13 protein-coding genes are annotated in these 12271 nt (G+C 34.9%); 2 read left to right on the forward strand and 11 right to left on the reverse strand.

Features of this window, described 5'->3' with window-relative positions; all coding sequences use genetic code 11:
- Window positions 1-80: 80 nt before the first annotated feature.
- Window positions 81-899 (reverse strand): 2,3,4,5-tetrahydropyridine-2,6-dicarboxylate N-succinyltransferase, encoded by an 819-nt coding sequence (locus tag R2Q59_RS20010; RefSeq protein ID WP_410478927.1) that lies wholly within the window; start codon window positions 897-899, stop codon window positions 81-83.
- Window positions 900-963: 64 nt separating this feature from the next.
- Between R2Q59_RS20010 and R2Q59_RS20015 the strand changes: the two genes are divergently transcribed.
- Window positions 964-1362, forward strand: coding sequence for an RNA-binding S4 domain-containing protein (locus R2Q59_RS20015; protein ID WP_316787329.1), 399 nt, complete (start codon window positions 964-966; stop codon window positions 1360-1362).
- A 92-nt stretch (window positions 1363-1454) separates the two neighbouring features.
- Here the strand turns inward: R2Q59_RS20015 and R2Q59_RS20020 are convergent, their stop codons facing one another.
- Together R2Q59_RS20020 and R2Q59_RS20025 are read right to left on the reverse strand one after the other, a co-directional pair.
- Window positions 1455-2180 (reverse strand): EcsC family protein, encoded by a 726-nt coding sequence (locus R2Q59_RS20020; protein ID WP_316787192.1) that lies wholly within the window; start codon window positions 2178-2180, stop codon window positions 1455-1457.
- A gap of 175 nt (window positions 2181-2355) precedes the next feature.
- On the reverse strand, window positions 2356-2958 hold the full coding sequence (locus R2Q59_RS20025) for an OmpH family outer membrane protein (RefSeq protein ID WP_316772235.1): 603 nt from the start codon (window positions 2956-2958) through the stop codon (window positions 2356-2358).
- Between the two features lie 167 nt (window positions 2959-3125).
- On the opposite strand from R2Q59_RS20025, the gene gyrB reads away from it, so the two are divergent.
- On the forward strand, window positions 3126-5084 hold the full coding sequence (gene gyrB / locus R2Q59_RS20030) for a DNA topoisomerase (ATP-hydrolyzing) subunit B (RefSeq protein ID WP_316787193.1): 1959 nt from the start codon (window positions 3126-3128) through the stop codon (window positions 5082-5084).
- A gap of 445 nt (window positions 5085-5529) precedes the next feature.
- Here the strand turns inward: gyrB and R2Q59_RS20035 are convergent, their stop codons facing one another.
- The 8 genes from R2Q59_RS20035 to mdh all read right to left on the reverse strand — a co-directional run bounded on the left by R2Q59_RS20035 (window position 5530) and on the right by mdh (window position 12076).
- On the reverse strand, window positions 5530-6456 hold the full coding sequence (locus R2Q59_RS20035) for a bestrophin family protein (RefSeq protein ID WP_316772241.1): 927 nt from the start codon (window positions 6454-6456) through the stop codon (window positions 5530-5532).
- 24 nt (window positions 6457-6480) lie between these two features.
- On the reverse strand, window positions 6481-6978 hold the full coding sequence (locus R2Q59_RS20040) for a hypothetical protein (RefSeq protein ID WP_316772244.1): 498 nt from the start codon (window positions 6976-6978) through the stop codon (window positions 6481-6483).
- A gap of 116 nt (window positions 6979-7094) precedes the next feature.
- Window positions 7095-8447 carry a HAMP domain-containing sensor histidine kinase gene (locus tag R2Q59_RS20045; protein WP_316787195.1) on the reverse strand — a complete coding sequence of 451 codons (1353 nt, stop codon included), beginning with the start codon at window positions 8445-8447 and terminating at the stop codon, window positions 7095-7097.
- Window positions 8447-9124 (reverse strand): response regulator transcription factor, encoded by a 678-nt coding sequence (locus R2Q59_RS20050; protein ID WP_316772250.1) that lies wholly within the window; start codon window positions 9122-9124, stop codon window positions 8447-8449. The genes R2Q59_RS20045 and R2Q59_RS20050 overlap by 1 nt, the downstream gene beginning before the upstream one ends.
- A gap of 171 nt (window positions 9125-9295) precedes the next feature.
- Window positions 9296-9832 carry an SRPBCC family protein gene (locus tag R2Q59_RS20055; RefSeq protein WP_316787197.1) on the reverse strand — a complete coding sequence of 179 codons (537 nt, stop codon included), beginning with the start codon at window positions 9830-9832 and terminating at the stop codon, window positions 9296-9298.
- 57 nt (window positions 9833-9889) lie between these two features.
- Complete coding sequence (locus tag R2Q59_RS20060) at window positions 9890-10561, reverse strand: peptidoglycan recognition family protein (RefSeq protein WP_316787199.1); 672 nt, start codon at window positions 10559-10561, stop codon at window positions 9890-9892.
- Between the two features lie 59 nt (window positions 10562-10620).
- Window positions 10621-11043, reverse strand: a complete 423-nt coding sequence (locus tag R2Q59_RS20065) for an aspartyl protease family protein (protein ID WP_316787201.1) — start codon at window positions 11041-11043, stop codon at window positions 10621-10623.
- A gap of 94 nt (window positions 11044-11137) precedes the next feature.
- Window positions 11138-12076 carry a malate dehydrogenase gene (mdh, locus tag R2Q59_RS20070; RefSeq protein ID WP_316772261.1) on the reverse strand — a complete coding sequence of 313 codons (939 nt, stop codon included), beginning with the start codon at window positions 12074-12076 and terminating at the stop codon, window positions 11138-11140.
- Window positions 12077-12271: the final 195 nt, after the last annotated feature.

Consider the following 12271-nt stretch of genomic DNA (forward strand, 5'->3'; position numbering starts at 1 on the left):
AGGTTAATGGCGGAAAGGTGGAAGGTAGAAGGTATTGGATGCATAACCCTCCACCTTCTGCCTTTATGCCTTCAGCCTATTTATACGGCTACATTATTTTCTCTCAATGCATCATTTAGAGAAGTTTTTTTATCTGTAGATTCTTTACGTTTTCCAATGATTAAAGCACATGGAACCTGAAAATCGCCAGCAGGGAATTTTTTAGTATATGAACCAGGAATTACAACTGAACGAGCAGGCACATATCCTTTATATTCAACAGGAGTTGGACCAGTAACATCAATAATTTTTGTGGATGCAGTTAATACAACATTAGCCCCTAAAACAACTTCTTTTTCTAATTTTACGCCTTCAACAACGATTGCTCTAGAACCTAAGAAACAGTCATCCTCAATAATAACTGGTGCAGCTTGAACAGGTTCTAAAACGCCACCAATTCCAACACCACCACTTAAGTGAACTCGTTTTCCAATTTGAGCACATGATCCTACAGTTGCCCAAGTGTCAACCATTGTACCTTCATCTACATACGCACCAATGTTAACATAAGAAGGCATCATGATTACACCTTTAGCTAAAAAAGCACCATAGCGGGCACTAGCCATAGGTACAACACGCACACCTTGTTCTTTATAGTTGGTTTTTAATTCCATTTTATCATGGTAAACAAAAGGACCAACTTTAATTTCTTTCATTTCTTTGATTGGGAAATATAAAATCACGGCTTTTTTAATCCATTCGTTTATTCCCCAAGAATTTAAAATAGGTTCTGCAACACGCAACTCGCCTTTATCTAATCTCAAAATTACTTCTTCAATTGCCTCGCAATAGTTGTTGTAGGTTAATAAAGATCTATCTTCCCAAGCAGCTTCTACTAATTTTTTTAATTCTCCAATCATTGTTTTTTTAATTTTTTACAAAATAAATCAATTTTATCTATTGAGCGTTGTATTTTTGATTTTTATGACTGAAAAAGAGAAATTAAGGATAGATAAATATCTCTGGGCAATAAGATTGTTTAAAACCAGAAGTTTGGCGACTGATGCATGCAAAGCTGGTCGGGTAAAATTTAATGGTCAAAATTTAAAGCCTTCAGCTATTGTGAAAGTTGGAGAAGTGTATCAAGTTTCTAAGGGAATAGAGAAAAAAGTAATAGAGGTAGTAGAACTATTATACAACAGAGTTGAGGCAAAAATAGCAGTAACAAAGTATAAAGATATCACCCCTGTGGAAGAAACCCATGCTTACAAATCTATGTTTCATGCGCCAAGTTTAAAACGAGATAGGGGAACAGGTAGGCCAACTAAAAAAGATAGAAGAGAAACTGACGATTTGATTGGTGGGCTGTATGAAGAAGGGTAGCTTACTAGTGTCATTAGTTCATTGGTTCATTTGGCTGATGGTTAATAGTCAATAGACCATTGATTGGGTTCGTAATATAATTCACTTGGCAATTAACCATTAGCTATCAACCTCTTTCTGTAGGCCATCATCGCCGTTTTGCCTAGCTTCTGTATCAATTGGTAATTAGCTACAGCCCCAACGGCAGCACCCACAATTGGAAGTAACTGTGCCATTTTTGCTAAATCTATATAGTCTCTATATTCTTGTTGAAAAGTTTGCCAATCAAATTGATCTGCACTTTCTGGTAATACAATTAGCTTTTGATCCCAATTCTGCATTTGTTTATAAACATTCTGAGTACCTATTTTGCTAGAAAAGGCCAATTGAAAGATATGAAGAATATACAATCTTTCGCGATAATCTTTAACGTCAAAGCCATACAGCGCTGCGATTTCGAAAAGCATTTTTATTTTGATACCAATTAATATTGGAAAATCGGCCATGCTCATTAAAAAACCACCTGCGCCAGTTATTCCGCCTTCTGCAGCTCCAGTTTTACTATAGCTGTCGATTTTTGATTTAACCAAAGATTCTCTGTATAATAAACTCATTTCTCTATCCGGCATTGCCGAAGTAGTGTATGTAGATCCAAATAACACAGCTTTAACCATTTGTTTTATAGCCGCTGTAATTGCTTTATGAACTTTTGTTGGGATGTAGCTGTTGATTTTGGTTTGAACCTTTGTGGCTAAATTTCCGAGAAGAGATGGCTTTTTCATCAATTCCAATTCCCAAAATTGTAGTTCTAGCTTTATTTGTTCTTCGTAATTGCTCATAATTGTAAGTTGTTCAAAATCATTGCGTCATTTTTTAGACTATATTTTTTAAAATTATTACAAATAAATAGTTGATGGGTTCTCTTTTACTTGCTGCCCTAATTTAAAAGACAAAAAAAATGCCCCGATTGTTCGGGGCATTTAATATTTTCAATTTTTACAGCTAACTAGCGACTTATTTTTTGTCTTTTAAATAAGCTTCATTTAAGCCAACAAGTACTGGAGAAGTTACATCTAAAGTTTCATCAGCAAATAAAATAGCACTATTACCTTTTGAGTAAGTTAACACCATTTTATAACCTTTTGATTTTGAATATGTTTTTAAGTAATCAGCAATTTTGTTGTAAAGTGCTTCTTGTTCTTTAGCATTTTCGTTTTGTAAAGCAGCACCAGCATTTTGCTGATAAGCTTTTAACTCTTGGTCTTTACGTTGTAATCTTTGCTCAGTTGCAGCTCTTTGGTCGGCTGGTAAAGTATTAGCTTGTGCTTGATATGCTTGTACCTCACGCTGAAAAGCTTGGCCTTTAGCAGCTAAATCAGCTTCTGCAGCTTTACCTTTAGTTTCCATTTTAGCTTTAATGTCTTTAGCATATTCGTATTTGGTTAACAATGAGTCAGAGTTAACGTAAACGATTTTCTCATCAGCAGCAACAGTTGCGCTAGTTGTTTTTGCAGCCGTTGCATCAGTTTTTGCATCCTTATTTCCACAAGCAGACAGTACCGAAACTATTGCTATTGCAGTAGCTAAACTGCTTACTTTTAATGTAGTTATCTTCATTATGTTTTATTAAATTTTAGCAAATATAAAAATCAAAACCGAGTATCCTAAAAATAGGTGTTTTTTAATCAAAAAACAGATGATTTCAACACTCAAATAGTTATCCACAATGTGCCTTAAGTGGTAAAAAATGGTTATTTTTGATTCTTTATGTATTAAATAAAATTATGAGCGAAGAAAAAGATCCAAACTCAAATTATGGAGCCGATAATATACAGGTTTTAGAAGGTTTAGAGGCTGTTCGTAAGCGTCCTTCGATGTATATCGGTGATACCGGAATTAAAGGTTTGCACCACCTAGTTTATGAAGTTGTAGATAACTCGATAGATGAGGCATTGGCTGGTCACGCAGATACCATTTATGTAAATATTCTTAAAGATAATTCGATTAGGGTAGAAGATAATGGTCGCGGTATTCCAACCGGAATAAATAAGAAAGAAAATAAATCAGCACTAGAAATCGTAATGACGGTTTTACACGCTGGTGGTAAATTTGATAAAGACACCTATAAAGTTTCTGGTGGTTTGCATGGTGTTGGGGTAAGTTGTGTTAACGCATTATCGACGCACTTGAGAGCCGAAGTTCATCGTGAAGGCGAAATATGGGTGCAAGAATACAACATTGGTAAACCTTTGTACGACGTTAAGCAAATTGGAACTACTGAAAAACGTGGTACAATTGTGACCTTTAGTCCAGATGCAACCATTTTTACGCAAACTACTGAGTATCGTTTTGATACATTGGCATCTCGTTTACGTGAATTATCATTCCTAAATAAAGGTATTAGCCTAACATTGGTTGATGAGCGTGAAACATTGGCTGATGGTACTTTCTTAACCGAAGTGTTCAAGTCTGAAGGTGGATTAAAGGAATTTGTTCAGTTTTTAGACGGAACTCGTCCATCGCTAATTCCTGAGCCAATTTATGTTGAGGGAATTAAAAATGGTATTCCTGTAGAGTTAGCGATGCAGTACAATGATAGCTACTCAGAAAATGTTCACTCTTATGTAAACAACATTAATACGCACGAAGGTGGAACACACATTGCTGGTTTTAGACGTGGTTTAACACGTACTTTAAAGGCTTATGCTGAGAAATCAGGCTTGCTTAAGAATGTTAAATTCGAAATAACTGGAGACGATTTTAGAGAAGGCTTAACGGCAGTAGTTTCTGTAAAAGTTCAAGAACCACAATTTGAAGGTCAGACCAAAACTAAACTAGGTAATAGCGAGGTAATGGGTGCTGTAGATATTGCAGTAGGTGAGGCTTTGGGTATTTACTTAGAAGAATATCCAAAAGAAGCTAGAATGATCGTTAACAAGGTTATTTTGGCGGCAACGGCTAGAGCAGCAGCTCGTAAGGCTCGTGAAATGGTTCAACGTAAAAGTGTAATGGGCGGTTCTGGTTTGCCAGGAAAACTTGCCGATTGTTCTGATAGTGATCCAGAAAAATGTGAATTATATCTTGTAGAGGGAGATTCCGCAGGTGGAACTGCTAAACAAGGTCGTGATCGTAATTTCCAAGCTATTTTACCATTAAAAGGAAAAATCCTGAACGTGGAAAAAGCAATGGAACATAAAATCTACGAAAACGACGAGATTAAAAATATGTTTACCGCTTTGGGTGTAAGTATCGGAACGCCTGAAGATGATAAAGCTTTAAATATCACTAAACTTCGTTACCACAAAATTGTAATCATGACAGATGCTGATATCGACGGGTCGCACATTACCACGTTGATTTTAACATTCTTCTTCCGTTACATGAAAGCGCTAATCGAAGCTGGTTATGTTTATATTGCTGCGCCACCACTTTACCAAGTTAAAAAAGGTAAAGAGTTTGAATACTGCTGGAATGATGTTCAGCGTGATGCTGCGGTGCAACGTTTAAAAGGTGCTGGTAAAGAAGAAAGTGTTCACATTCAGCGTTACAAAGGTTTGGGTGAGATGAACGCAGAACAATTGTGGGATACCACTCTTGATCCAGCTAGACGTACCTTATTAAAAGCAACAATAGAAAATGCAGCAGAATGCGACCATACTTTCTCTATGTTAATGGGCGATGAAGTTGCACCACGTAGAGAGTTTATTGAGCGTAACGCGAAATATGCTAAGATTGATGCTTAAACCCTAAATCCCCTAAAGGGGACTTAAATATAGACCCTTCAAGTTAATTCTTGGAGGGTTTTTAATTTTGAAAATGAAGGGTGGTAATTCTTCGGTAAATCCAGTCCTGCTTTTTGGTACAAGCTTTTTGTCCTTCGACTACGCTCAGGATGACAAAAAGCTTTCCCCGCCAATCAGGTTTATAGTGCAAGGGTTGTGCAGCTATGAGGGGTCTTACTTGCACAAGCTTTAGTTTACAGCCCTGATTGTAGTGTTATCCTTTTTTGTGAAGCTGAGCCATGGCGAAGCTCAAAAAAGATTTAACGAAAAGCAGGACTAACTTTAATTTTAGCGAGGAATTTGCGCTTCAAATTATTACTGTAGCAAATCCATATTAAGTACAGAACTAAAAAAAGCCCCTTCCAAAATGATGTTGAAAGAGGCTAGATACTTGGTTATTTAATATTTAGAGTATGTAATAAGACCCAATGCTTGCTTTTTCTACATGTGGCATATCTTCAAATAATTTGTTGTCATCTAACATTTGGCACAAGTCTTTTTCTATATTTCTACAAATGGTTGTAGTAGGTGTATCTGTAGGTTTATTTTCAAAAGGGTCTTGTAAATGAACAGCCATTTTCTCTACTAGCAAAAAGAATGCTGCAAGTGCGATAACCAATGGCACTTCCATGTAGCCAAAGTATTCAATTAAACCAAAAGGTAACAACACGATAAATAGATGGATAGACATGTTGATATACTTGCTATAAGTAACTGGGAATATGGTGTTTTTAATACGTTCAGACCCACCCATGTGGTTACAAAGCGCAGTTATCGTTTTGTCAATTTCTATTTGTTGGTATTTATTAATCCAGCCTTCATTTAAAGCTTTTTTAAGGTCCATTGCATGTAATTCTAATAAAGCTACCATCACATTTCGCTGGTTTTTAACAAATGCCAGTTCATTTTTATCAAGGTAGCGTTCTAAACCTTTATGAGAACTAAAGCCGCGTAAAGATTGACTTAAGGCGTTACACCACGCAATTTGTCGTTTAATAAAGCGGTGTTTAAATTTTTCCACTTCATCTAAATCATAAGGGTTTTCTACAAATGATAAAATTTGTCGAGATATTGTTCTAGAATCGTTAACAATGGCGCCCCAAATTATTCTGGCTTCCCACCATCTGTCATAAGCTTGGTTAGACCTAAATGCCAATAGTAAGGAAATTACAGTACCAAGTAAAGCTGGTACAGCAAGTGGAATAGAAATTCGGGTTACATGGAAATTCTCATAAAGAACTACAATACCTAATGAATAAGCAATTACAAAAAATAGCTCTTTTTTGATTTTTCCAAAAATATAAGTGAGGGGAATGTTATTTCGTAATAGCATGATAAAATGAATAAGGGTTTATAATTAAGCACTTAAAACTTGGATGTTTTCTTGAGGCATCTTGGTGTCGAATAATTTTTCTTCTTTTGAGAATTCATTTACGTCTAATTCAACTACCTCGCAACCGCAACGTTTGGTTAAAGTTTTTGCGTCGATGCTGTATTTGTTTATTTTTTCGAAATTGTAATCTTTAGGGTAGGCGATAAAATCTGCATTAACACCATCTATAAAGTTTTTAAATGCTGCTACAGTATTCCCATAAAAGTACTCTATGCCAATAAATTTAATGTGGTTTGGGTATTTCTGCCTGTAAATCTCTAGCTGTGTGTAAAAGTCGTTGCTTATGTTTTCGTAATCCCTGCTTCTGCGACTTAACATTAACATATCTGTGATTGAATCTGATAGCCCAAAAGCATGCATGAAAATTATGCCTATGTTTTGTGGTTTGTTTGTTAAAACCAAAGCATCAATAATTTTTACGCTCTCTGTATTAAAGTCTGTTGGTATTAAAATAGTTTTCATAGCTTTTCTTGTTTTTTAATGATTGATTAAATAATTAATACAAGTTTAGGGCTATGATATTATAGCGAAATAAGAAGGAGATTAGAATGAGATTAGAATTTAAAAAAATGCTAAGACTACTTAAGCGGCAACAAAACTTTAATTTCTGTACCTATTTGTTCTTGCGAACTAACGCCAATACTACCTCTATGCAAACGGATAATATTTAAAGATAAAGGCAAGCCAACACCATAGCCCTTAAATTCTGAGGTGTTTGATGCTCTATAAAATGGTTCGAAAACGTGTTGTACATCGCCTTGCGGAATTCCAATGCCTTGGTCTTTAACTGCAATGGATATTACATTAAGTTTACTGAGGAGCGTTATAAAAACAGTTTTGTTGTTAGAATATTTGCAAGCATTGCTAACAATGTTTGTTAAAGCAAGTTTAAGCAGGTTTTTGTTCGCTTTTAGGGTAATTAAGTTCTCGTCTTCGGGTAGTTGGCTAAAATCTATTTCAATTTTGCTTTCTGGGTGTACTTGATTAACGGTTTGTTGCACTTCCCAAATCAATTCATCTACCCTTACTTGTTCCCAAGGCTGATTTTTTCCATTAAAACCAGATTGAGCCAAGCCTAGTAAACTGGTTAAAATATGCTCTAATCTTTCGGCCTCATCTTTTATTTTAGTTAGTGCTTTTTGTTGTTTTTTAATGTCGGTTTCAGTCCTCATTGCCAATTCTACCTCTCCACTAATTATGGTTAATGGTGTTCTTAACTCGTGTGATGCATTACTGATAAAATTATTTTGAGTTTCGAAAGCAGTTTCTAACCTGTTTAACATGTTGTTAAATGTCTGTGCAAGTTGAGACATTTCATCGGTTCCCTGTTTTACATCTAACCTTAAATGTAAGTTTTCGGCCTTTATTTTTTTAACGCTTTTAATTATACTTCTTAAAGGATTAAGCATATAATTAGAAAATTTCCAGCCAACTATAAATGAGAGTGCGACTGATAAAAAGAAGCCCGCAATTAAGGTTTTTTGTAAATCTTTTAATTCTCTAAAGCCTACTGGGTCTTTGGCAGAAACAATAATAATGTAAGTTTTATTATTGCTGATAAAGGATTTACCTGCATAAAACTGGTTTTCTTTTCTATGCCTAGCAACTTTTCCAAAATTAATGGTGTTAAAAAAGCTTTTGGGCAAATCTGAATCGATGGTGTTTTTATCAAGATCTGTTTTATCTATTACAAATTCTCTTTCATCTGGTAATCGCTCTAAATATTGATTACGAACCTTTGCATAAACATCGTTTGTTTTATTTTCAGATAGTCTAATTTCTGCAGTGATGTTAACTCTTGCTTCTAGCCTTTTATAGAAATCTTCGAAAGCAAATTCGTTAGAAAAATACCAAACAAAGCCACTTAATAACGAAATTATTATGGCCGATAGGATAGCAAAAAGCAGTGTAATTTTCTTAGCAATACTCATTATGCATCTTTTAGAACATAACCAAGCCCAATAGCGGTATGAATTAATTTTTGAGAACCAGTTTTGTCAACTTTTTTGCGGAGATAATTTACATAAACATCAACTACGTTAGTGCCAAGGTTAAAATCTATGTCCCAAACATTTTCTAAAATATCTATACGAGATAAGATTTTAGATTTATTCTTCGCCATAAATTCTAATAGTCTATACTCTGTTGCCGTTAATGTTAATTCTGTATTTGCTCTTTTTACAGTTTTAGCAGATAGGTTGATTTGCAGATCTGAAATATTTATGATTTGGTCGTTAGCGATAGCTCCATTGTATCGCCTTAACAACATTCTGATACGGGCAAAAAGCTCAGCGAATTTAAAAGGTTTGATGAGGTAATCATCAGCACCATTATCTAAACCATTAACCACGTTTTCGGTTGTGCCTAGTGCAGTAAGCATAATTATTGGCGTAGTAGGTTTTTCTTTTTTAATGATTTTACAAAGTTCTAAACCATTAATGCCAGGTAGCATGATATCTAAAATAATCAAGTCGAAATGATTTGATATTGCCATTTTTTCGCCAATCAAACCATCTGGAGCAACACTCACATTAAACCCTTCTTCGGTTAAACCACGAGTAATTACAGAAACAACATTAGGTTCATCTTCTACTAACAATAAATTCATCGTCGCAAATATTCAAAAAAATGGTAAAAATTAAAATGATATACGTTATTTCATAAAATATAGATCGTTTTTTAACACAAATAGGACATTTTAGTTTTAATAATTGCAAAAAGTCAATAAAAAAGCCTTGCTAATTTCTTAACAAGGCCTAGAATTAATTAAAATTCTTAATTATTTTCCTGTTTCAGATTTTTCTTTCAAGAATTTTAAGCCATCTTCAAAGTCTTTTCCAATCATTTTATCCATACTCATAAAAACACCCATCCATTTACCCATTAAATTATTTTCTCCGCTCATTGTCCAAGTAACTTTATTGCCAGTACCTTCTGGAACAATATCAAAACGGGTATCTGCTAAACTCTCAAAAGGTTTAATGAATTTCAGTTCAATGTCAACCATTTTATAAGGTTCAACACTTTTGGTTTTCATGTAACCTTGCCCAGTTTCTTTTCCTTCCCATTCGTATAAATGCTCTGGTTGCGCAACTGGACCACTAATTTTGGTTGTGGCGGTTGGTTCCATTTTAGACCAGGGATTCCATTTTAAAAATTCATTGTAATCCGCAATGTTTTTATAAATCACACTGTCTGGCGCATTTATTACTGCACTACGACTTACAGTGTAGGTTTTAGGCAAGAACATTCCGCCAACTAAAATAATTACTGCCAACACGACAATAATAATTCCTAATACTTTTAAAAATTTCATGATTAATTTGTTTTGGTTTAACTAAAGATAATCATAAACAAATAAAGAATACAAGTATTATTTAACTCGTGATGGAGGGCCTTTTAAATTTAAATCTTGTAACTCTTCCCTAATATTATTCATGAAAGTTTTTCCGGGGTCTATTTTACCTGAGTGATAATATGGATCGGTTTCTCTCCAAAGCGAAGTGTTTTTAAATAAAGTATGTTCGTAATGTCCAATTAAGTATTGGATTTTATACTTAGCAGCTAGATAACGAACCAATTTTTCATTAGCAAAAAGCTGAGCTTTTGTTAAAGGGTAATTATCGCTCCCCACGTTTTCAATTCCAATGGCGCAGTAATTTAGGCCAATAACGTGGCGAGCAAAAGTTGTATCAGGCAATAACTGATAAATTGAACCATCTCTATCTACCAAATAATGTGAAGATACATTTAGGCTACTTGCGTTGGCAATGGCTTTACGTGAACTTGGTAGGATAGATTTGTTAAAAGCATTATAAGTTCCCATCATCGTTTTAGAAGCGGTCCAATGCAAAACAATCATGGAAGGTATAATTGTTGGTGTTTTTTGAACCAAATTGTGCCTTCTCTTTAAATAATCTAAAGATAACTGAGTTCGAGTTGCATCAAATATGATCGGTTTTTCTATAATTTTAATCTGCTGTGCAGTTGAATTTATCGAAGCGGAAATTAAGATTAGGAAGAGAAACTTTTTGTAGATGGTCATTTAGAGTGCTATGTTTAGCGATTCAACAATTTAGCAATTGTGCAATTTAACAATAGGAATTACTTATACAATCTTAATAGTTTTTTCTGGTAGTCGATTTTAGCATTAAACTTCATCAAGATATCTCCGCCAATTATTCCTGCAATTGATGGATGTCCCATTTGTATATAGGTATCGCTTACGCCTTGCAAATCTAATGCTACGGCATCATATTGTTTTAAGATTAATCCACCTATTTTAAGTTTTGGAATTACACCCTGTAAAGTTGTTGATGTGCTGAAAATTGTGGCGGCTTGGGTTTCTTGGCTTTCCAAAAGTTCTTGGATGTGATGCTCCATAAAACCCTTATCAAAAACAGAGCGAGATGCGCCAGTATCTAATACAGCGAACAAGGTTTCTCCAAAAACAACAATTTCCACCAAAAGGTGGAAACCGTCGTCTTGTAAATTAATTAAGGTTAAGGGAACAGTGATTGTCCTCATTTATTTTATAGAATTGTCATTCTGACGAAGGAAGAATCTCAAAAGTAAAATAACTTAGAGATGCTCCGCAGGCTCAGCATGACAAATTATGGATTTAAACTAATTTCATTTCTGCCAAAACGCTATTCATGTTGCGCACTGCATCAGCACTTTTGTTAAACGAAGCTTGTTCTTCTTCGTTTAATTTATAGTCGATGATTTTTTCCCAACCGTTTTTTCCAACGATTACAGGAACACCTAAACAAATATCACTTTGTCCGTATTCGCCTTCTAGCGCCACGCAACAAGTAAATAATTTCTTTTCATCACGAACAATTGCTTCAACTAAAGCAGCACCTGCAGCACCTGGCGCATACCAAGCAGAAGTGCCTAATAAGCCAGTTAATGTAGCACCGCCAACCATTGTATCTGCAGCAACTTTTGCTAAAGTAGCCTCATCCAATAATTCGCTAACAGGTAAACTTTGGTAAGTTGCATAACGAGTTAAAGGAATCATCGTAGTATCACCATGACCGCCAATTACAAATCCTTGTAAGTCGTTAGAGTTACAGTTTAACGCTACACTTAAATAATATTTAAAACGAGCACTATCTAAAGTTCCGCCCATTCCAATAATTCTGTTTTTAGGTAAGCCTAAAGATTTCAATGCCAAATAAGTCATTGTATCCATCGGATTGCTAATCACGATAATGATTGCATCTGGAGAATATTTTAAGATATTTTCTGCTACACCTTTTACAATTCCAGCATTAATTCCAATTAACTCTTCACGAGTCATCCCTGGTTTACGAGGTAAGCCTGAAGTGATTACCGCTACGGTAGAACCTGCAGTTTGACTATAGTCATTCGTAACTCCTTTGATTTTAGTGTCGAAACCTAGCAACGTAGCAGTTTGCATCATATCAATCGCTTTACCTTCGGCAAAACCTTCTTTAATATCAAGCAATACTAATTCTTCTGCTAATTCTTTTCTGGCGATGTTATCTGCGCAAGTTGCTCCTACGGCTCCTGCACCTACTACCGTTATTTTCATTTGGTTATATTTTGGAATTTGGTTGAAAACTGTTTTTCGATGCCCAAGATATAGAATTGCATTAGTTTACCCAAATGCTTTATGAAATTTAATAAGCTTATGATAAATAATTTACATAAAGTGAATTAAGACATTTTTTTGTTAGAAGCGCAATTGCAATGCAATAATTATTGTCAGTCCCACTTTCGTTCCAAT

The organism is Pedobacter frigiditerrae, from assembly GCF_032678705.1.
Lineage (GTDB): Bacteria > Bacteroidota > Bacteroidia > Sphingobacteriales > Sphingobacteriaceae > Pedobacter > Pedobacter frigiditerrae_A.